The following is a 22,163-nucleotide window of genomic DNA, read 5'->3' as shown; positions in this document are numbered from 1 at the left end:
GTATATTGGTGTAAGCCTACTTTTTTTATGCTTTAGTGGAAGCCCATTAATTCTTTTACTTTCGCTGTGTTTGGAGCAGATGTTAGAGTTTCTAGTAAGCGAAAGGCAACATCAAAGGCTGTTCCTGGATTGGAGGAGGTGATGATATGATCAGTTTGCACAATGCGCTCGTTGACAATTGCTGCACCATAGCCCTTTAGCTGTGCTAAACGTTTACTTGTTGGATGATTATAGGTTGTTGCTTGACGATGCTGAAGAATTCCACTGTGGCCTAAAATAAGAGAAGCTACACAGATTGTTGCAATCGGTTTTTTGTGTTCATCAAAGTGACGAACGACTGCCTGAAATTCCTCGCTAAACGCATCCTCATAAAAACCGGCTTCCTCAAAGCCTCCAGGAATCGCTAATGCATCAAAATCCTCTAATACAATTTCATGGAGCAATTTTTCAGGAGTGACTTTAAAATTCCAGGTGCATTGCAGCTGTTCATGCAGGCCGACCGTAACCACATCTGTTGTACCATCACCTTCCCACTTATTCCAGCCGAGCACATCAGTAAAGACGCTTGCCTCTACCGCTTCAAAGCCATTTGCTAATAGTAACAATATTTTTTTCATGTTTGATTTGCCTCCTTTATTGATATTATTGTAAACAAAAGGGAGAAAAGATTACATACGTTGTATAATGGATTTTAGGTAAAAAACTTTATTTGAAAAGGTATTATGTCATAAATAATTTATTTAGAAAGGTGAAGGACCATGGATCATATTGATACACAAATATTACAGCAGTTACAGCAAAATGCCAAAATCTCTATGAAGGAATTAGCCACTACCGTTCATTTATCCTCTCCTGCCGTTATTGAAAGAATCAGAAAGCTAGAGGAGCAGGGTGTGATTGAGGGCTATCATGCAAAGGTAAATCTGAAAAAGATGGAGCGTACGATTGAAGCCATTATTTTATTTAAGTCCATTGATTGTAAAAGTCTTTCTTCATTTTGTAATGCTCATCCTGATGTTTTGGCATGTTATCGAGTGGCTGGGGAAATTAGCTATATTGTTAAATTAGCGACCTATTCAGTAGAAACATTAGAACAATTTATTGATGCGGCTATGCCCTATGGCACACCTTCTACTAATATCGTGTTATCTTCAACGGAAAAACAAGTGATTACACCATTTGCTGACAATGATTTGGAGTAAATGACAAAAAAAGCAAACCTCGAAGCCGTGAGCACCGTTTATAGGGTAGAGAGGAGGAAGAATGTTGCTAATTCATGAACTGGAAAGAATAATGGAACAGCATACAGAGAGGCTTATTCGTCTTGCCTTTTACTATGTGAGAGATTTACAAAGTGCTGAAGATATCGTACAGGATGTCTTTATTAAGTTCTATGATAATCAGCAAAACTATGAGGAACGCGGGGAGCTAAAGGCGTATTTATCGAAATTAGTTAGTAATCGAAGTAAAGATTATTTACGCAGCTGGACCTATCGGAAAATTCAAGTGCAACAGAAGATTTTTCCGCAGCAAACCGTTATGAGAAGAGATATGCTTGTACAGCAAGATGAACGTACTTTGATTGAAAATGCGATTCTAGCTCTCCCATTCAAACAGCGAGAGGTCATTATACATTTTTATTTTGAAGAAATGCCTGTATTAGACATTGCAGAGCTGTTAACGATTCCTGAAAGCACCGTCAAAACAAGGCTACGTCGTGGGCGAGATTTATTGAAGCTACAATTACAGCATGTTGAATGGGAGGTGCTCCTGCATGAGTAAAATGGATGCACGCGTAGTAAGGGATTTATCAGAAAGTAAAAAGCGTGTGATGACAAATGTGGTTCAGCATTTACAGCAACGCCATGAAAAAAAATCTGCAAAACGCTGGCCATATGGTGTTTTGGCTATGATTTTAAGTGTCTGCATAGGGCTGTTTATATATCAGCAATATAATGAACAACAACAGCAAGCTTCTACTATTCCACCCGTATTAGATGAGCGGATTTTAGAGCTATATTTACAACTTGATTCTTTTATGAACGGAAAGAATCGTTTATATAAGGCAAGCTTTGATAACTTTTTATATTTTGAATCGACCTTTGCTTATGCACAATCGAAAAAACTAGTACCTACACAAGAGCAAGTAGATAAGGCACTCGAACAGTTCATGGAAGAGTGGAGCTATGAGGATGATACTCGGCCAACTTATGATAAGCTTCTGCAAATGTTGCAAGTCACAAACGAAGGGTTTATAGAGAACTATGGCAAGCCAATTGCCTATAAAATGGCTACATTTGACTTGTTATGGGAGGCAAGCCAAGCCGATTATAAGGATGTAAGTAATCCCATTCGTACATGGCTTGTCGAGCAAGAAGCCATGAATTATTTAGAACAACATTATCATAAAGACCTTGCTTCCTTACGAGAAAAATATAAAATCCCTGAAAAGGACAGCCAAATGAAGCTCATCAGAAGTGGAACCGTCTTAGCGATCAAGGAACATGAATTTTTAGTTGTCTCAGGCGTATTGGCTAGCGAGGTTGGGCAAAAATCTGTCGATGAATTAGTGCAAAAACATAGTAATGGTACATGGTTTCCTCTAGTGGATGTCCCGCAAACACTATCAGTTGGTGATCGAGTAGAAGTTCAATATAGACAGTCGATTGGGAACGATGACGCTCAGCCATTCATTGATTATAAGGATATCGTAGAAATGAAAATAGTAAAGGAATCTCCCTAACAAGAAGCTAGACATTCTCGTGCTATTCAATAGTAAAACATTGCTGAAGAGCTTTTTGATTCAAACCATTCAACAGCCACAATATGCTGATCTCCATCAAAGTATTGCCACTTGTCTCAACGAAATTTTTTAAGATTGTCCACCGTTGACAGACAATTGGTAATTTGCTAAGATGAAGGACAATAAAAGCATACAAATTCGTTGATGAGAAAGAGTAGTGTTTCACTTTGTTCTACAGAGAGCCGACATTTGGTGGAAGTCGGTGTGCAGGTGTTACATGAAAATCCTCTCTGAGAAGATTAGCTGAATGGAGTAAGCTAATCCGGGTGTCTACCGTTAAAAAGAACACGTATGATTGTACGTTGCTGAGTGCTATTGGCCATCGTGTCAATAGAATTAGGGTGGTATTCGCGGTTAACCCCGTCCCTTTTCCTTGGGACGGGGTTTTTTGTATGCCTTTTATACAAATTTGCTTGTATAGGAGGAACTAATATGCAGAAAGAACAAAAGAAAGAAACAACGGTTGAACGAGAAACAAGGATTCGTACATTATGGGCGCAAGAAGGGACCTTTGCAAAATCTGTAAGTAATCGTGCTGAACAGCAGCCCTTTGTATTTTATGAGGGACCCCCAACAGCGAATGGTTTACCACATGTTGGCCATGCATTTGGTAGAACCATAAAAGATGTGGTGGCACGTTATAAAACAATGCAAGGCTATTTAGTTGAACGCAAAGCAGGTTGGGATACACATGGGTTGCCTGTGGAATTAGGGGTAGAAAAGGCATTAGGAATCTCAGGAAAGCAGGAGATTGAGAACTATGGAGTGGAGCAATTTATTCAAGCATGTAAGAAGAGCGTTTTTACCTATGAGCAAAAATGGCGTACTTTTACAGAGCAGCTTGGCTACTGGCTTGACATGGATGATCCTTACCTAACATTAAGTAATGACTATATTGAATCTGTGTGGCATATTTTAAGCCATGTTCACAAGGAAAAACTGTTATACAAAGGACATCGCGTTTCACCTTATTGCCCTAGCTGTCAAACTTCCTTAAGCTCTCATGAGGTGGCACAGGGCTATAAGGATGTTAAGGATTTATCCGTTACTGCAATGTTTAAGCTAGAGGATCGAGACGAATATATCTTAGGCTGGACAACGACGCCTTGGACACTACCAGCCAATGTAGCCTTGGCTATGAATCCTGCTCTTCGATATGTCCGTGTAAGGCATGCAAACAGCATCTATATACTAGCTAAATCGTTGGTATCAAAGGTTTTTTCAGAGCCTGTAGAAATATTAAGTGAGCATGACGGACAGGAGTTTGCAGGTGTTTCCTATCTATCACCATTTTCCTATGTAACCGTCGATAAAGGGCATATCATTGTCATGGCAGATTATGTGACAGAGCATAGTGGAACAGGAATTGTACACATAGCGCCTGCTTATGGAGAGGACGATTATAAAACGGTGCAGCAACATGGCTTGTCCTTTGTCAATGTAGTTGATCTAAAAGGCTGTTATACAGAAGCGGTACCTGAGCTTGTTGGACGATTTGTGAAGGACTGTGATGTCGATATCATTAAACTGCTTGCAGCAAAAGAGCTTTTATTTGCTAAAGAAAAATATGAGCATAGCTATCCGCATTGCTGGCGCTGTGATTCACCATTATTGTACTATGCAACAGATAGCTGGTTTATCAAAATGTCGGCATTAAAAGAGCAGCTTTTACAAAATAATCAGCAGGTGACATGGTACCCTAGCCATATTAAGGATGGACGATTTGGCAACTTCCTAGAAAACTTAGTGGATTGGAATATTAGTCGTAATCGTTATTGGGGAACACCACTCAATGTGTGGATTTGTCAGGATTGCAATCATGAGGAGGCACCTAACAGTGTTGCAGCGCTACAACAATTAGCCAAAGGAGCTGTCAATGAACAATTAGAGCTGCATAAGCCATTTATAGATGACATTGACTGTACCTGTCCTGTCTGCCAGGGCAACATGAAACGTACGCCTGAAGTTATCGATGTTTGGTTTGACAGTGGCTCGATGCCATTTGCCCAACAGCATTATCCTTTTGAAGACGTAGCGAACTTTCATCATCTGTTTCCAGCAGATGTGGTCATTGAGGGCATCGACCAAACGCGAGGATTTTTCTATAGCTTATTAGCAGTATCGACCTTGTTTACAGGAAAACCACCTTATAAAAATGTGCTATCGTTAGGGCATGTACTCGATGAGCATGGACAGAAGATGTCCAAAAGTAAAGGCAATGCATTAGAGCCTGTTGAGTTAATCCAGGAGTATGGAGCAGATGCTCTACGTTGGGCATTTTTAGTTGATAGCTCACCATGGAATCCAAAGCGTTTTTCGAAGAAAATTGTCTTAGATGCGAAATCTAAGCTAGTGGATACACTCGACAATACGTTTAAATTTTATGACATGTATGCCCAAATCGATAACTTTACGTATGATGCTACAAATACAGGTACACGTTCACAGCTAGATCATTGGATATTGTCCCGCTTACATCACACTATCCAGCTTGTCACAACCTCTATGGATGATTATCAATTTACACAGGCTACAAGGGAAATTGGTCAATTGGTGGAAGAGTTAAGCAATTGGTATATACGTCGTTCACGTGCTAGATTTTGGGCAAATGGAATGACAGCAGATAAACGAGGTGCATTTAGCACACTTTACGAGGCACTGACATCCATTTGTCAATTAATAGCACCGTTTACACCTTTTATAGCAGAGGATATCTACCATCAACTATGTGGAAAAAGTGTTCATCTTGAGGAATATCCAATATTCGACGATCAACTAGTGGATGTGAAACTTGAACAAGAAATGGCAACGGTCTTAACAGTTGTCGAACTTGGACGTAGCATTCGCAATAGTCAGGGAATAAAGGTCAAGCAGCCTTTAAGTGAACTCATTGTTGCCCTAAAAGGTGAACTGTCGGATTACCAAGCCTATAGCGAACTCATTCAGGATGAGTTAAACATCAAAGCTTGTAGATGGACACATGATTTTTCAGCCTATGAAAGCGTGCATTATAAATTGAATTTTAAAACAGCGGGAGCGGCATTTGGTCCAAAGGTTCATCAAGTAAAAGAGTATGTGTTATCATTAACAGAGGAAGAGAAACAAAGGTTACAACATCATGAAACTGTGGATCTCATGATGGACGGTCAACAGCTAACATTATTAAGAGAACATGTAATAGCTGAATCAATCGTCAAGGACCATTATATTTTAGCGGAGGATAGCACTTGCCGTGTCTTGATGAATGTTCAACTTACAGAGAGCTTACTACAAGAAGGGCAAATACGAGAATTGATTCGTACTATACAAGATGCACGAAAAAAATGGCAGCTACCAGTGGCGCAATATGTATCGATTGCCTTTAATGGTAGTGCAGGGGTACTTTTCATGATTCAGCAGCACGAAGCTTTATTACAAGAAAATGTATTAGTTAAAGCAATTCATTATGGTGAGCAATGGCCTCATGCAAAATCCATTGAGACGGCATTGTTTAATGAAAAGCTCACTTTATTTGTTACTCTATAAAAGAAAAGCTCAGGGTTACCTCCTGAGCTTTTTCTATGTACGTTAAAATAAGCCACTTGCGAGATAACATGCTGTTGCCCAAATAAAGACGGCGGAGCATTTATTAAATAGTCGCATCAATTTTCCAGAGCCGTCTAGTTTTTTGAACGAGGCGCCAGTCAATGTGAGACCGAAAAACCATAGCCAGGAAATGAACACACAAGCAACAGTGAACATTATTTGCTCGGTTCCACTATATTTTAATGCGCTTGTACCAATAACACCGATTGTATCTAAAATAGCATGTGGATTTAGAAGTGATACAGAGAGTGCGAAGAGAATTTGTTTTTTTATAGGCAATGCTTCGCTATTTTCAGTGTTTGCTGGATTTGAACGCCAAATGCTATAGCCCATGTAAAGTAAAAAAATAATACCAATAGTCATTAAAGTGATACGCAACCATTCAAACTGTAGAACAATTAATGACAGACCGAATACCGCAAGTAGAATAAGCAGTGTATCACAGATCGCAGCAGTCACACCTGCTGGCAAAGCGCGTAATAAACTTGGTTGTGTAGCACCTTGTGAAAAAACAAAAACATTTTGTACACCTAATGGCAAAATGAGTCCAAATGCTAAAATGATCCCATGAAGAAAAGCTTCCAATGACCATTCCTCCTTTCTTTACTTATTTTAGATATGGTATAACTAAAAGAAAACGACCAATTGGATGGTTTTTTATCCACCCAATTTCATTGCATGGAAGGAGAAGGAACATGAGCTGGCAGCCGAATAGACGAAGTGAAAATACATTACAGCAGCAGATTGTACAGTGGATAACAGCCAATGTGGAGCGAGGAGACTGGGCAGCAGGGACAAAACTACCTACCCAAAGACAGCTAGCCATGCAGTTCGATGTGAATCGTAGCACAGTTCAGCAGGCTTTGGAGGAATTAAAAGCAATGGGCATTCTTGAAGCAAAGGTAGGCTCTGGTGTTTATGTTACGCACAATTCCTGGCATGCATTAATCCAACAAACACAGCCGAATTGGCAAACTTATATCGAAACAAGCATCCACAAGCCAAACTACCACACCATCCAATTAATTAACGAATACGAACAGCGCGAGGATGTAATTCGTTTAGGAACGGGAGAGCTAGCACCCAGTTTGTTGCCTACCGAGGAAATAGAAGCTTCACTGCGAGAGCTATCCTTTCAACCCAAAGCATTAGGCTACTCTTCGCCACAAGGTAATGATCAGCTTCGTAAAGCTATTTGTAAATATGTTCAAAAAAGAGGCATTCCCGCTGAGCCTCAAAACGTCTGTATTGTTTCAGGTGCACTTCAGGCACTACAATTAATTGCTGTTGGCTTATTAGAGCAAGGGTCTATTGTGTTTCAGGAGCCAACCTCCTATTTAAATTCTGTTCACCCTTTTCAGTCAGTTGGCATGCAAATGATTAGCATTGAACGTGATGTACAGCTTGCTCAAACATTAGCGCAAAGGAAACGAAAGAAACAAGCCGTGTTTTATGCCATTCCTACTTTACATAATCCAACAGGTCATGTATGGACAACAAGAGAAAAAGAACAGCTATATGAAGCTTGTCAGGCATCACGGATTCCGATTGTAGAAGATGATGTTTATCATGAATTGCTTTTTGAAGAGGCATCACCGCCGCTTAAGGCCATGGATAATAGCGGACAAGTTCTTTATATTGGCAGCGTCTCTAAAACCTTAAGCCCAGGGCTACGCATTGGCTGGCTCATCGGTCCAACCACTGTCATTGAGCGATTAGCCGATATAAAAATGCAAACAGACTATGGCTCAAGTGCCATTTCTCAGGAAATTGTCCTACATTGGCTGCAATCAGGAAAATATGAAAAGCATCTCGCAGGATTACGTCAACAATTACAGGAGCGAGCCGATTTTACGGAACAGCTTTTAAAGGAGAAGTTTACAGATGTGGCGAATTGGAGCAAACCAAGGGGAGGCTTTTATATTTGGCTCAAGTTTCATGAGCCGCTTGTAGATAAAGACTTCTTTATGAAGCTGTTGCAGCGGCAAGTATTAATCAATCCCGGCTATATCTATGATCCACAAGATCATCATCATATTCGTCTATCCTACGCCTATGCAACCTATGAAGAATTACAGGAAGGCTTACAAATCCTACATGAATGTGCGGTGGAGGCTATTGGACGAAAGAGTAAATAAGGGCTTGTCCTGAAGTTAGGGAAACGAGAGAAGGTTGCTCTAAAAGTGATCAAAGAAGTGAGAAACCCGCTCTAAAGTGGTTGAGAAACGATCAAACAAGTAAGGAACCCTCTCCAAAGTAGATGAGAAGTGATCAAACAACTGAAGAACCCGCTCGAAAATTAGCGAAAAGTGATCAATATAGCAAGCTCCTCTCTCAATAAAGTATCTATGCTTAGTAGCCAACCCACTGCCAGAAAAGAAAGAGAATAATCCAAGCTGTGTATCCATACATTTTAGAAGAATAGAAGTATTTTATTTTGATTACAAACATAAAGAGGTGAACGATTGGAAAATTTGCCACCGGGTTATTTTCAGGTGCCTCAGCCTATTCGAGGTGATGGGGCTGGAGGGGTGGATAAGGGGCCACGGGATATTATGAGGGATTTAGAAAATCCTGATATGCTAGTGCCACCAACGACTGATGCGGGTTTGATTCCTAATTTACGATTCTCGTTTTCAGACACGCATATGACCTTAAATCAAGGTGGGTGGTCACGGGAAATTACGGTTCGTGAATTACCGATTGCTACGACTTTGGCGGGTGTGAACATGAGTTTGACACCAGGAGGCGTACGTGAGCTGCACTGGCATCAACAGGCAGAGTGGTCTTATATGCTGCTTGGCCATGCTCGCATTACAGCCGTCGATCAGAATGGTTGTAACTTTATAGCGGATGTGGGACCTGGTGATTTATGGTATTTTCCACCTGGCATTCCTCATTCCATTCAAGGACTTGAGGATGGCTGTGAATTCTTATTAGTATTTGATGATGGGCATTTCTCAGATCTGAACACACTGTCAATTTCAGATTGGTTTGCTCATACGCCAAAAGAAGTGTTATCAGCGAATTTTGGGGTTCCTATTCATGCTTTCGATCACATCCCGAGTGAACAGGTATATATTTATCAGGATCGGGTTCCGGGGCCAATTGATTCTCAGAAAGTGCAATCTCCATATGGTGAGGTTCCGCAAACCTTTAAACATCGTTTGTTGGCACAGCCTCCATTAAAAACACCTGGAGGCAGTGTGCGCATTGTCGATTCGACTAATTTTCCAATTTCTAAAAATATCGCGGCTGCACTGGTGGAAATTGAGCCAGGGGCGATGCGGGAGTTGCATTGGCATCCTAACAACGATGAATGGCAATATTATCTGCAAGGAAAAGGCCGTATGACAGTTTTCACAGGGAATGGAACGGCTCGAACATTTGATTATCGGGCGGGAGATGTTGGCTATGTCCCATTTGCGACGGGGCATTATATTGAAAATACTGGAACAGAGCCATTATGGTTTTTAGAAATGTTTAAAAGTGATCGATTCCAGGATGTGTCCTTAAATCAATGGATGGCGTTAACGCCGACAGAATTGGTGCGAAGTAATTTACAGGTCGGTCCTGAGCTGCTTGAGGCTCTCAGAAAAGAAAAATGGCCGGTTGTAAAATATCCTGGTTTTTCCTATTATCCGAAATAATTAAAGCAGGTGGGAAGTTCTCCACCTGCTTTTTGTTTAATATTGATATTTTTTGCGTGTCATTAGCAAAATAGCGATGGCTGGTATTGTACAAATGAGCATGGCTGCGAAGGACAGACCTGGTGATATTTCGTATAAATAGCCACCTAAAAATGTAAGGATGGCAGTACTTAAGCCCATAGCTAATGCAGAGTATAAACCTTGTGCATTGGGGATTTGTTCCTTTGGTAGCGCTTTTGTTAAGTAGCGAATAAAGGCAAAATGGGCTAATGCAAAGGATAATGCGTGCAAGGTTTGAGAAGCGATAAATACCCAGACATTTGGGAACAAAAAGATAAGTAACCAACGTAGGGAAGAGCCGCTCGCTGCTAAGAGTAATAAGGATGATGAGCGCCATTTCGTCAATAACGTATCAGCCTTCATAAAGTAAAGAATTTCGCAAATAACAGCGATATTAATAATCATACCCATATAGAATGGATCAACCTGTAAATCTTCTAAATAAATATAACCGTAGCTATAATAGGAGGCATGTGCACCCTGTAGCAAGATCACGATGAATAAAACAATCGGGAAGCCTTTGATAGTCCATAGTGTTTTCATCGACAATGATTTTGCACGCTGTTCTTTTGTTGGTACTACGAGTAATTCCTTTGGTGTTGCTAATTGTTGCATAAGTAACATGCCCACCAACCCTATAATCATGCTCCAGAAGATGATGTTCTTTCCAAAAACGCCGGTCAGCATACTAATAATTAAAACAGCGATGACAAAGCCAAATGAACCATAGGAACGGCTTTTACCATAATGAATATTGCCATACTGCACAAGCGTAGCGGCACTGCTTTCCACAGCAGGTAATAGTGCTGGGTAAAAAACACTAAATAAAATGGTCACGATTAATAATGCTGTAAAGCCTGTGCTTGGAATATAGAGCAAGGCAGTTAGCAACGAGCCTATTGCTAAAATTGTAATGAGTCGTTTATTGTGTACGTATTTTGCAAGTGTTGGGAAGAAGAAGAGATTGGATGTGGCACGAGCTAGGAGCCCACAGCCCATCACTACACTTGCCTGCGAGACGGTTAGATGTTTCGCATCCACCAGCCAACCTGTCCAGTAGGGTAAGAAAATGCCCCAAGTGATAAAAAATGTAAAGAAATTCTGAGAAAGCCATCGTTGATTGTTCATATAATTTCCGTACCTCCATTAACTATGTTGAATAATAGCATGTTCATCGCTACAATAATGTGAGATATCTCATATTTTTTATAGGAGAGAGTAAAAAATGCATATTTTAACAGCTGAAGCCCGTACCCATTATCTTGAAAAATATCCGATCGATGATTTTTTCTCATTTGATATCAATCCCTATTTAGAAGTCCGCCAGTTTGACAAGGGGGAGTGGATCTTCCAGGAAGGCTCCTTTCCAGACACCGTGTATTACATGATAGAAGGAAAGGCGAAGCTCTATATGACACATAAAAATGGGAAGGTATCTCTTATTGAATACCTAGAGGCTCCTCTTTTTATGGGGGAAATTGAATTGTTAAATGAGGCTAGGTATACAAAGGGGATACAAACCGTCACCAAAACAATTTGCTATTCGATTACACAGTCATGTAAGGAGAAGTTACTTGCGGATGCTTTGTTTTTACGTAGACTTTGTGTATTTTTAGGGGAAAAAGCGACAAAAATGACATCTAAATATACACAAAATCAGGCCTATCCGCTGGAAAATCGCTTAGCAGCCTTTATCCAATTATCAGCCGACCAAGGTGTCTACAAGGAAAAACATACGGAAATCTGCGAATATTTAGGGGTCTCTTATCGCCATTTACTATATGTCTTGGCACAGTTTTGTGAAGAGAGGATATTGGAAAAGCGTAAGACAGGCTACCAAATTATTGATAAAAATCGTCTCGCACAACTGGCACAGGAAGTACTATGAAAACAACCATTCCATAAAGGTTGTCTATTAGTGCAGATCAGCTGAGGGAATTAATTCAATTTTATAAGTTATAAATTAAAAAGGATTTGACTTCTTTAAATGAAGTCAAATCCATTTTTGTTGTATTCACTTTTTTTAATTAACCAGCGAGCGATATCCTTACCACTATGGTAAAAGTCCACTTCATTTACCTTGTTTTTTTGGATGGAGAGGTCAGGGATGTTTTCTAAAACGTCAAAAGGTAAAACACCGATACATAAATGATTATTTGTTGGAAAATCTCCTTGTTGCTTACTGCCACTTTGTATCGATTCACTATGCTTGTTCATTGAGTTTTGTGTCATATGGAATGCAAGTAGTTCTCCTTGTGCCAATGCTGTCCTTGATGAGTAACCAGTACTTTTCATTCAACATGCCCCCTTTTGTCGTTACAGTTATTGTACAAGACTAAGTGGGAAAATAGCCGTTATTTACAAGGCTTTTACAATAACTTTAAGGTTCATGGAAAATTTAGTGATTTGTAACCGTATTCATACCATTATGGGATAAAAACCATAGAAAACTGATATAAATTCTTTTTAAAAAACTCATACTCAAACTATTGTGAATTTTTCTAACACGAAGTATTATTGTAATTAGATTTAACGTGAAAGTTTTCACAAAGTCGCGAAATCGTTAGGAGGAATTTTTAATGAGTGCAATTCGAGTAGGTATTGTAGGATATGGAAATTTAGGACGTGGTGTGGAGTATGCCATTTCACAAAATCCAGATATGGAATTAGTAGCAGTGTTCACACGACGTGATCCTTCAACAGTAAACGTAGCAAGCAATGCAAGCGTATATTTAGTAGATGACGCTGAAAAATTCCAAAACGACATTGATGTTATGATTTTATGTGGTGGTTCTGCAACAGATTTACCAGAGCAAGGTCCACATTTTGCACAATGGTTTAATACAATTGATAGCTTCGATACACATGCGAAAATTCCTGAATTTTTCGATGCTGTAGATGCAGCGGCACAAAAATCTGGTAAAGTATCTGTTATCTCAGTTGGTTGGGATCCAGGTCTATTCTCTTTAAATCGTCTACTTGGAGAATCAGTATTACCAGTTGGTACAACATATACATTCTGGGGCGATGGCCTAAGTCAAGGACATTCAGATGCTGTTCGTCGTATTGAAGGCGTAAAAAATGCTGTTCAATACACATTACCGATTAAAGAAGCGGTAGAACGAGTTCGTAACGGTGAAAACCCTGAACTAACAACACGTGAAAAACATGCACGTGAATGTTGGGTTGTATTAGAAGAAGGTGCAGATGCAACAAAGGTTGAACAAGAAATTGTCACAATGCCTAACTATTTCGATGAATATGACACAACAGTGAACTTCATTTCTGAAGATGAATTTAAAGCAAATCATACTGGTATGCCACATGGTGGTTTTGTCATTCGCAGTGGTGACAGTGGTGCAAACGATAAACAAATTCTCGAATTCTCATTAAAACTGGACAGTAATCCAAACTTTACATCTAGCGTATTAGTGGCTTATGCACGTGCAGCACACCGTTTAAGTCAAGCGGGTGATAAAGGGGCGAAAACAGTATTTGATATCCCATTCAGCCTACTTTCGCCAAAATCAGCTGCTGAATTACGTAAAGAATTACTATAAACGTAGCTAATAATCCCGATTATCATTGAGTTGATAATCGGGAATTTTTTTAAGCCTAATTTTTTGCTAAAGTAGGTTGCCAATGAAACGATTCATCTACATGTCTAATGCCAAATTCTAAGACTGCTTGATCAATAAAAATGGAGGCGTATTGTGTGGGAAAATGAAGTAATGCTTCCTTTATAGCAAGAATAGCCTTTCTAGTTGCCACTGTTAAATTTTCTTTCATAAATGGTACTAAGTCTTTTGGAATTGCAATAACCACATATCCATACTTCACTCAAATTCCTTTGCTCGGTAAAGCAGTTCCATTATAATCGGAACTCGTATAATCTCTATATTTAAAGGCGGTTCATTTAGCCACTTTCCTTCTAAATTTTAGTAATATAACAGGATACTAAAATTGGGAAGAAAATACCAACTAAATTTAACTTCCATCCCTCAAACAAAAAATGGGGATAAAATCTATAAAAATACATAAAAAATATGGTAAACTGTCAATAATTTAATAATCTGAATTTTTGGAGAAATTTTTGTAACCTTACAAAATATGGAGGTTATGTTTATATGACAGCAGATATTATTATTCAATCAAAATGTATGGCCCCCAATCCATCCACGCATTGTATTAATAGAGCAACACTAATGCGAACGCTAAAGAAAAGTCATCATCATACTTGTACTTTCTTGCATAGTGGTGCAGGGTACGGTAAAACAACCATTCTAACTCAATTTCTTGCAACCGAATCAAGTACGTTTTCTTGGTATAGTATTTCTGATGAAGATGATAATTTATTACCCTTTTTGAGGCACTTCTTTTTTAGTATACAGCGCGTCGTACCGAATTTTGGTCATACATTTGATGGGTGGAACCAATTATCGCGCTTTCCAAAAATGGATGAGCTCAATCGATGGTATAAGCTTTTTGTCAATTGCCTCTGCGATCTAGACGAGCCTCTTCTCATCGTGATTGACGACTTTCACCTAGTAGATCATGTTTTTCCTATTAATTATTTCATGGAAAAAATCATTGAATTTGCTCCACCCAGCATTCATTTTATTTTGGCTTCTAGAACACTACCCAATTGGGATATTATGAGGAAATTAAAGCTACAAAAAAGATGGCTCGTTATAAAAGAGGACGAACTGGCATTTTCAACTGAGGAGATTGCAGTGTTTTTTGAAGAATATGTAGATGTACATTTATCCGAGGCTGAAATGAAAAAAGTATTAGAGATCACTGAAGGCTGGGCCATTAGCATTTCCTTATTGGCAGAGCAATGGCATCATGCTTCGCTAGATCATTGGCTGACGATTCCCACAAATGAGCTATTCACATATTTATCAGAGGAAGTTTATAGTAGGATGACTGCTACTGAGCAGGAGACGATCTTAAAATTAGCGATTTTTCCTACCTTTTCTGCGGAGCTATTGAAAGCGTTTTATGGCGCTGAGATTGCGCAAATGCTGAATGCATTAACTCAGCGTCATTTATTTATCCAACCTGTGACAACAGATGGCTTCTATCGTTTTCATGCATTGTTTAGTCGATTTTTAGAAATGAAATGGCGACAGTATCCAACACAACATGCGGACCTTCATAAACAAGCAGCATTGTATTATGTAGAACATCAAAATATTCAAGCTGTCCTGTATCATGCCTTTAAAACGAATGATCATCATTTCTGCGGAGAGCTCCTACAGCTTCATGCAGAATCAATCGTACGGGCTGGTCAATTTGAATGGTTGCTCGAAAAAATCAATCGATTCACTGTACAGGAAAAAGATAAATTTTATAAATTAAATTATTTTGAGGGTGAATGTCATCGCTACCGAGCTTATTATGAAAAAGCGAAACAATCCTATGAAAAATGTGCAATCCTCGCACAGCAGCAGCGGGATCACCTATTTATGACAAAGTCACAAGCTGGGATAGCCCATATTTACTTAGACACCATTCAACCTGCTTTAGCAGAGCCATATCTCGAGAAAGCATTAGAGCTAGCGAAACATACACCATTGCGCAAAGAGGAATTACTAGAACTTCAACGGCAATACGCTGAAAATTTAGTGAATCTAGGGAAGGCCAAGGGTGCACAGCTCTTTATGGAGGACGTCGCATTGCCAGAGGATGTCATACAGCGAGCAAATGTTGATGTACGTGTTTTACTACGAACAGGACAACTACGGGAGGCCAAGGAGTTATTAGCGCAGCGACTTGAATTACCGCCTCAGCTTGTTGCAACCCATCGAGAAAGTGAACTGCTGGCAGCTTTCGTTTATGCACTGTTAGGTCAAGGCAAAGAAGCCTGGTATGCTGCCCAGCATGGTATTCGAAGAGGATTAAAAGAGAAGTCTATTTTCATAGAGGCGGTTGGCTATATCAGAAAGGCTCATGCTCTGCTGTTAATGGATTTCCCAGATCATTATGGGGCATGTCAAGCCTATGAAAAAGCGTTGACCCTCATGAATGCCATTAATATTTCTCGTGTGAAGGCGGAGCCATATATGGGGTTAGCCATTGTCAAACATTTGTTAGGAGATATGGTAGCGGCTAAGAAATACTTAGCACTGGGCTTACAGGAAACGGAGCAAGTTCAAGATGCTTGGATGACAGCGCTTATTCTTTTAGCAGAAGTAAAAATAATACTTTCTGAGCAAGAAATAGGGCGAGCGAAGCAATTATTAAAGAAGACACAGCAACTATTTCAGGAGTGCGGTGATCGCAATGGCTTGATGCATGTCTTATTTTATCAATCAATGATTGCCCTGAAAGAGTGTAATAAGAAGCCGTTTCAACAGTATTTTCAACAGTTTGCACAACTATGTGTCTCAAATGGCTATGAATACTTCTTACAAAGGCCAACGATACTTGGTCCGAGCAATCGAATGGTTTTTTACGAGCTATTGCAATTTAGTCAAAAATGCCAGATGGAGCATCCAGCTATATTAGCATTGCAAAATCATTTTCAGGTCGAGGATAGTATTAGTTATCCGCATGATGAAATACAGATGAATCTTTTCGGGAGTTTAAATTTAATTCGTACACAACGAAAGCTAGAAGACAAAGAATGGCAACGTGATAAATCAAAGGAATTATTCGTATATCTCTATTGCCATCGCCATCGCTTTACACCAAAGGAAGAAATAGCACAGGCATTATGGCCAGATCGTAGTGTCGAGTCCTTGGATCGTGATTTTAAGGTGGTCTTAAATACGTTACTCAAAGTGTTGGAGCCGCAACGACATGCAAGACAAGAGAGCTTTTTCATTCAGCGGAAAAATAATATGTATCAGCTACAAAATATTGCTTTTCTCCAAATTGATGTTGAACGTTTTCACTATTATTACAGCTTAGGAATCGACGAATTTGATCCACAGCTGTCCAATGAGTGGCTCTTATTAGCAGAAGCGAGCTATACGGATGCGCTCTATGCGGAAAAAAAGCAAATCGACTGGCTAACGCAGGACCGTGAAAAGCTACAATTTTTATATATCGAAGTCTTGGAACGACTAGCACAAAATGCAACAAGGCAACAGCAATATAAAAAAGCCATTTTTTTCGCAGAAAAGATGCTACGCGAGGATGCACTCTGGGAGGAAGCGTATCGCCTGCTCATGTACAGCCACTACCAACTCCAAAACCGCTCCCTAGCCTTAAAATGGTATGAAAAATGTGTCCAGCAATTACAACAGGAGCTAAACACAACCCCGATGGAATCCACCATGACGGTCTATGACTTGATAATGGGGTAATTGGTGTTGTTATTAAGGCTAGGTGAAGTGATTTTGTATTGGATGGGCTTGCTCAAGTGTGGGGAAGTGCTCCATTGATTATGGGAATGCTCATTCATATGAGGAAACCCGCTCCAACTGAGAGTAGAGCCGCTCCTAAGTAATGTGAAAACGCTCCAACAGAGGGGGTGCCCCTCCTAGTCAAAGCGCTCATTCTATGAGGAACTCACTCATAAACTATGTCAATCCGCTCCAACAGTGGGGTAGACAATACTATAAAAATGTAACCTATATGGAGGAACAACAATGCCATTTTGTCAGACGAAAAAAGCGAATATTTACTATGAAATGATTGGAACAGGGGTACCTATCATCATGCTACATGGTTTTTCTCCTGATCATCGTTTGATGAAGGGCTGTATGGAGCCTGTTTTTAAAGAACGTGAAGGGTGGAAACGTATTTATCTGGATCTTCCAGGAATGGGGAAGACAACAGACTATTCATCAATTCAAAACTCGGATGAAATGCTAGAAGCGATTATCGAATTGATACACACAATCATTCCGCAAGAATCGTACCTGTTGGTTGGTGAATCTTATGGTGGCTATTTAGCGCGCGGTATTATGAGGAAATCAGTGGATCAACTTTTAGGTACTGCCTTTATTTGCCCTCTCATCATTCCTGAAAAAGAACAACGTACGGTGCCACCGCATTGTATTGTACAAGCAGACACTGCTTTTTTATCAACATTAAGTCAGCAGGAGCAAGATGATTTTATGGCTAATCAAGTTGTCTTAGATGCCTATAATTGGGAGCGTTATTCAACAGAGGTGTTGGCAGGGTGTAATCTAGCAGATCAGGCATTTTTAGAAAAAATTCAGCAAAGCTACGGATTTTCCTTTGCCATTGACGAAAAGTCCTTTGATAAGCCAAGTCTCTTTTTGCTTGGTAAACAAGATTCTGTGGTTGGCTATAAGGACGCGTTTTCACTTCTAGAGAAGTTTCCCAGAGCAAGCTTTGCCATTTTAGATAGAGCAGGCCACAATTTGCAGATCGAGCAACCTGAATTGTTTACCGAGCTGATGAGTGAATGGTTGAATCGTGTAGAGGGAGCGATGGATTAAAGTGATACTTGCAAATGATAAATTATTTTTAAGAGAATTCAGGCAGCAAGACTGGGTTGATGTGCATAAATATGCCTCTCAGGAGGTTGTTTGTAGGTATCAAACATGGGGACCGAATTCAGAAGAGGATACAAAAGAATTCATTCAGGATGCTCTCGATGAAGCAACACAAATACCAAGGGAACGATATGTTTTTGCTATTATTCATCAAGAAACATTAATAGGTGCGGTAGAAATCATGATTAGGGATTTTGTAAATGAAGTCGGGGAAATTGGCTATATCGTGAACCCTGATTATTGGGGTAAGGGAATAGCAACGCAGAGTGCTAAATTGATGATGACTTTCGGCTTTGAAACATTAAAGCTCCATCGTATTTATGCAACATGCGACCCTCGAAATATTGGATCATCCAAAGTATTAGAGAAAATAGGAATGTCAAAGGAAGGAATATTACGTGAAAACATGTTAATGAAAGATGGCGTTTGGCGAGATTCATTATTGTATAGTATGTTGAAACAGGAATGGTTATCATGAAGCGTACGATTAAAAGTCATCTTTATTTAGGGGTATAAAGTTATGCAGAAGGAAAAGAGCAATAAGAATCCGATGTATCACTGCAATTAAATGCAGTAGTGAATGAGAAAAAAATTATAAGAAAAATAGATGTGGACTCTAAAAAGCAAGAATGTTGATTTCTAAACATTCTTGCTTTTTGTTTTAAGAAATGTTGTTTAGTTGCCATTCTGCTTCGCTCCATTTTCGGGACAGAGCTAGGTGGCTCATATTTGAGCTATCTAGCTTGTAACTAATTTGTAACTGAACTCTTATATAGTGTTGTCATAGCAAGAAAGCGCTTTCTAGGGAGCTTATTTTGAAGGGGGATATGGGATGAGGAAGCAGTGGTATTGGTTTCTTTTAGTGATGTTGGCTGTGGTGTTGGTGGCTTGTAATGGGGATACGAAAGAGGGTGCAACGGAAGCGGATTCTTCTGATGGGGAGACGAAGGCGGTTACTGCGGAAGGCGGCACAATTAAGATTGGTGTGCTTGCATCGTTAACTGGGGCGCTTGAGTCATATGGGAAGCAGACGCAGCGAGGATTTGATTTAGGAATTGAGTATGCAACAGGCGGCACGATGGAGGTCAATGGTAAGAAAATAGAAATTGTATATGAGGATACCGAAACAAAGCCAGAGGTGGCTGTGCAAAAAGCGACAAAGCTTTTAGAAGATGATCAGGTTGATTTTTTAGTCGGCTCTTCAAGCTCGGGTGATACGCTCGCTGTTCTACCACTTGCCGAGGAGTATGAAAAAATTATGGTGGTAGAGCCTGCAGTGGCTGACAGTATTACAGGTTCAGAGTTCAATGAGTATATTTTCCGAACAGGTCGTAATTCATCCCAGGATGCCTATGCGGCAGCAGCGGCTATTGCAGGCAAAGGTGTGAAGATTGCTACATTTGCGCCAGATTATTCGTTTGGCTGGGATGGTGTGAATGCCTTTAAAACGGCAGCGGAGAAATTAGGGGCTGAAATTGTACTAGAGGAGTATGCAGATCCTGCCGCAACAGATTTTACTTCCAATTTGCAAAAAGTGATTGATGCGAAGCCAGACTATTTGTTTGTGGTTTGGGCAGGAGCAAATTCACCATGGAATCAAATTGCAGATCTTAAAATTCAAGAAAAGGGCATTAAAATTTCGACGGGTGCGCCGGATATTATTGCGCTTCAATTTATGAATCCATTGGTTGGGATGGAAGGCTTCTCGGTGTATTATCATACACTTCCTCAAAATGATGTCAATCAATGGTTAGTAGATGAACATCAAAAACGTTTCAATGAAGTGCCCGACTTATTTACTCCTGGCGGCATGTCTGCGGCGATTGCTATTGTGGAGGCATTGAAACAATCGGATGGGGATGCAGACGCCAACAAGTTAATCGACGTTATGGAAGGTATGTCCTTTGAAACACCAAAAGGGACAATGACATTCCGTGAAGAGGATCACCAGGCTCTACAATCCATGTATTCGATTCGCTTAGAGCAACAAGATGGTGTGGATTATCCAGTACCAGTACTTATTCGGGAGCTTAGTCCTGAAGAGACAGCACCTCCCGTTATGAATTAAAGAATTGAGAGGCAGCATAGCTGTCTCTCTACATAAATGTGAGAAGGAAGGGAGTAGAGAATGGAGCCTATATTATATACAGATAATTTAACAATTCGTTTTGGGGGACATACGGCTGTAGATGGCGTTAATTTTCAAATGCCTGAGAAGCATTTAAAGTCCATTATTGGGCCGAATGGTGCTGGGAAAACAACCTTCTTTAATTTGATTAGTGGTGAGCTAATGCCAACTGCGGGTGATGTTTATTTTAAAGGGCAATCACTTGCACAAAAGTCGGCCATTGAAAGAACTCGAATGGGATTGGGACGATCTTTTCAGATTACCAATGTTTTTCCAAACTTAACGGTTCTCGAAAATGTTCGTTTAGCCGTTCAATCCAAGGAGAGAATTCGTTATCAGCTATTCCGCCATTACAAAAGCTATCAGGCGATTACGGACAAAGCGGAGGAGTTATTGGCACTTGTGTTACTCGACAATAAACGAGATGCCCTGACAACAATGCTATCCCATGGAGAGAAAAGAAAGCTTGAGATTGCCATGCTACTCGCGTTAGATACAGAAATTCTACTGCTCGATGAACCAACTGCAGGTATGTCATTAGAGGAAGTACCTACGATTTTAGAAATTATTCGAAGCATAAAACAGCAGGGGGATAAAACCATTTTGCTCATTGAACACAAAATGGATATGATTTTGGATTTATCGGATTCTATTATGGTGTTGTTCAATGGTCAGCTATTAGCAGATGGCTCACCAGAAGAAATTATGAATAATGATACTGTGCAACATGCATATTTAGGAGGGCTGTACGATGACCACCTTACTGACATTAAATGAGGTTCACACGCATATTGGTCAATATCATATTTTGCAGGGCGTTAATTTTGAAGCGAAGGAGGGGCAGGTTACAGTACTGCTCGGACGCAATGGCGCAGGGAAAACGACCACCCTGAAAACAATAATGGGTTTAACGCCTGCAACAAAGGGTGACATTGCCTTTCGCTCCCAATCGATTAAAAAAAGTCCTACCTATAAGGTGGCGAAATTAGGAATCGGCTATGTACCTGAAAATCAAGGGATTTTTGCAGATTTAACGGTAGAGGAAAACATGAAGGTAGCGATGCGCAAGGAGGATACAGCCACATTAGAGAGACAGCAATATGTGCTAGAGCTGTTTCCTGACTTAAAGAAGTTTTGGAAAAAGGCTGGTGGGCATTTATCGGGTGGTCAAAAGCAAATGCTGTCCATGGCAAGAGCCTTTATCAATGATAGCCAATTAATATTGATAGATGAGCCTTCCAAGGGACTTGCTCCGATAGTTGTGGAAAAAGTGATGGAAGCGATTGTGGAAATGAAAAAGAAAACGTCCATTGTTCTAGTGGAGCAAAACTTTATAATGGCTAGTCGAATTGGTGATACCTATACATTAATCGATGATGGTAGAACAGTAAATTCGGGCAATATGCAGGATTTGATTGATGATGAAGAGCTAAAACGCAAGTATCTTGGCATTGGATAGA

19 protein-coding genes and 1 other annotated feature are annotated in these 22,163 nt (G+C 40.0%); of the genes, 14 read left to right on the top strand and 5 right to left on the bottom strand.

Annotated features, from left to right (window positions below; translation table 11 throughout):
- Window positions 1-32: 32 nt before the first annotated feature.
- Entirely contained in the window at window positions 33-617 is a 585-nt protein-coding gene (locus AC1RFD_RS07095) for a DJ-1/PfpI family protein (protein WP_054550256.1), read from the bottom strand.
- A gap of 141 nt (window positions 618-758) precedes the next feature.
- On the opposite strand from AC1RFD_RS07095, the gene AC1RFD_RS07090 reads away from it, so the two are divergent.
- The 4 genes from AC1RFD_RS07090 (at window position 759) to ileS (ending at window position 6,328) form a co-directional block, all read left to right on the top strand.
- The gene (locus AC1RFD_RS07090; protein ID WP_048393120.1) at window positions 759-1,202 is read left to right on the top strand and encodes an Lrp/AsnC family transcriptional regulator; all 444 of its coding nucleotides are present in this window, start codon (window positions 759-761) and stop codon (window positions 1,200-1,202) included.
- A gap of 61 nt (window positions 1,203-1,263) precedes the next feature.
- On the top strand, window positions 1,264-1,782 hold the full coding sequence (locus AC1RFD_RS07085) for a sigma-70 family RNA polymerase sigma factor (protein WP_492474692.1): 519 nt from the start codon (window positions 1,264-1,266) through the stop codon (window positions 1,780-1,782).
- The gene (locus AC1RFD_RS07080) at window positions 1,775-2,743 is read left to right on the top strand and encodes a DUF3221 domain-containing protein (protein ID WP_387254222.1); all 969 of its coding nucleotides are present in this window, start codon (window positions 1,775-1,777) and stop codon (window positions 2,741-2,743) included. The genes AC1RFD_RS07085 and AC1RFD_RS07080 overlap by 8 nt, the downstream gene beginning before the upstream one ends.
- Window positions 2,744-2,935: 192 nt before the next feature.
- Window positions 2,936-3,174 (top strand) — a binding site (T-box leader).
- A gap of 61 nt (window positions 3,175-3,235) precedes the next feature.
- On the top strand, window positions 3,236-6,328 hold the full coding sequence (ileS, locus tag AC1RFD_RS07075) for an isoleucine--tRNA ligase (RefSeq protein WP_492474691.1): 3,093 nt from the start codon (window positions 3,236-3,238) through the stop codon (window positions 6,326-6,328).
- Between the two features lie 42 nt (window positions 6,329-6,370).
- Here the strand turns inward: ileS and AC1RFD_RS07070 are convergent, their stop codons facing one another.
- On the bottom strand, window positions 6,371-6,973 hold the full coding sequence (locus AC1RFD_RS07070; protein ID WP_054550253.1) for a LysE/ArgO family amino acid transporter: 603 nt from the start codon (window positions 6,971-6,973) through the stop codon (window positions 6,371-6,373).
- Window positions 6,974-7,083: 110 nt separating this feature from the next.
- Here AC1RFD_RS07070 and AC1RFD_RS07065 point away from each other — a divergent pair, with 110 nt between their 5' ends.
- Window positions 7,084-8,526: an aminotransferase-like domain-containing protein gene (locus tag AC1RFD_RS07065; RefSeq protein WP_492474690.1), complete on the top strand. Its 1,443-nt coding sequence runs from the start codon at window positions 7,084-7,086 to the stop codon at window positions 8,524-8,526.
- Between the two features lie 327 nt (window positions 8,527-8,853).
- On the top strand, window positions 8,854-10,038 hold the full coding sequence (locus AC1RFD_RS07060; protein ID WP_054550252.1) for an oxalate decarboxylase family bicupin: 1,185 nt from the start codon (window positions 8,854-8,856) through the stop codon (window positions 10,036-10,038).
- 36 nt (window positions 10,039-10,074) lie between these two features.
- On the opposite strand, the gene AC1RFD_RS07055 is transcribed toward AC1RFD_RS07060, so the two are convergent.
- Complete coding sequence (locus AC1RFD_RS07055) at window positions 10,075-11,226, bottom strand: MFS transporter (protein ID WP_048393107.1); 1,152 nt, start codon at window positions 11,224-11,226, stop codon at window positions 10,075-10,077.
- Window positions 11,227-11,323: 97 nt separating this feature from the next.
- Here AC1RFD_RS07055 and yeiL point away from each other — a divergent pair, with 97 nt between their 5' ends.
- Window positions 11,324-11,986 carry a transcriptional regulator YeiL gene (gene yeiL, locus AC1RFD_RS07050; RefSeq protein WP_279495168.1) on the top strand — a complete coding sequence of 221 codons (663 nt, stop codon included), beginning with the start codon at window positions 11,324-11,326 and terminating at the stop codon, window positions 11,984-11,986.
- A 95-nt stretch (window positions 11,987-12,081) separates the two neighbouring features.
- On the opposite strand, the gene AC1RFD_RS07045 is transcribed toward yeiL, so the two are convergent.
- Window positions 12,082-12,393 (bottom strand): hypothetical protein, encoded by a 312-nt coding sequence (locus tag AC1RFD_RS07045; RefSeq protein WP_288582279.1) that lies wholly within the window; start codon window positions 12,391-12,393, stop codon window positions 12,082-12,084.
- A 284-nt stretch (window positions 12,394-12,677) separates the two neighbouring features.
- On the opposite strand from AC1RFD_RS07045, the gene AC1RFD_RS07040 reads away from it, so the two are divergent.
- Entirely contained in the window at window positions 12,678-13,658 is a 981-nt protein-coding gene (locus tag AC1RFD_RS07040) for a diaminopimelate dehydrogenase (protein WP_009371727.1), read from the top strand.
- Window positions 13,659-13,713: 55 nt separating this feature from the next.
- Here AC1RFD_RS07040 and AC1RFD_RS07035 read toward each other — a convergent pair whose 3' ends face one another.
- Window positions 13,714-13,923: a hypothetical protein gene (locus AC1RFD_RS07035; protein WP_054550250.1), complete on the bottom strand. Its 210-nt coding sequence runs from the start codon at window positions 13,921-13,923 to the stop codon at window positions 13,714-13,716.
- Between the two features lie 302 nt (window positions 13,924-14,225).
- Here AC1RFD_RS07035 and AC1RFD_RS07030 point away from each other — a divergent pair, with 302 nt between their 5' ends.
- The 6 genes from AC1RFD_RS07030 (at window position 14,226) to AC1RFD_RS07005 (ending at window position 22,162) form a co-directional block, all read left to right on the top strand.
- Entirely contained in the window at window positions 14,226-17,414 is a 3,189-nt protein-coding gene (locus AC1RFD_RS07030) for a winged helix-turn-helix domain-containing protein (RefSeq protein ID WP_492474689.1), read from the top strand.
- 285 nt (window positions 17,415-17,699) lie between these two features.
- Window positions 17,700-18,518: an alpha/beta fold hydrolase gene (locus AC1RFD_RS07025; RefSeq protein WP_492474687.1), complete on the top strand. Its 819-nt coding sequence runs from the start codon at window positions 17,700-17,702 to the stop codon at window positions 18,516-18,518.
- A 1-nt stretch (window position 18,519) separates the two neighbouring features.
- A complete protein-coding gene (locus AC1RFD_RS07020; protein WP_431810529.1) occupies window positions 18,520-19,053 on the top strand; it encodes a GNAT family N-acetyltransferase in 534 nt (177 codons plus the stop codon).
- A gap of 354 nt (window positions 19,054-19,407) precedes the next feature.
- The gene (locus AC1RFD_RS07015; RefSeq protein ID WP_492474685.1) at window positions 19,408-20,643 is read left to right on the top strand and encodes a substrate-binding domain-containing protein; all 1,236 of its coding nucleotides are present in this window, start codon (window positions 19,408-19,410) and stop codon (window positions 20,641-20,643) included.
- Between the two features lie 60 nt (window positions 20,644-20,703).
- The gene (locus AC1RFD_RS07010) at window positions 20,704-21,480 is read left to right on the top strand and encodes an ABC transporter ATP-binding protein (protein WP_054550245.1); all 777 of its coding nucleotides are present in this window, start codon (window positions 20,704-20,706) and stop codon (window positions 21,478-21,480) included.
- On the top strand, window positions 21,455-22,162 hold the full coding sequence (locus AC1RFD_RS07005; protein ID WP_054550244.1) for an ABC transporter ATP-binding protein: 708 nt from the start codon (window positions 21,455-21,457) through the stop codon (window positions 22,160-22,162). Before AC1RFD_RS07010 ends, AC1RFD_RS07005 begins: the two co-directional genes overlap by 26 nt.
- Window position 22,163 lies beyond the last annotated feature (1 nt).

The organism is Lysinibacillus sp. GW823-FHT02G10 (genome assembly GCF_058797135.1).
Note: the sequence above shows the minus strand (reverse complement) of the source record. Positions and strands in the feature narration are given on the sequence as shown.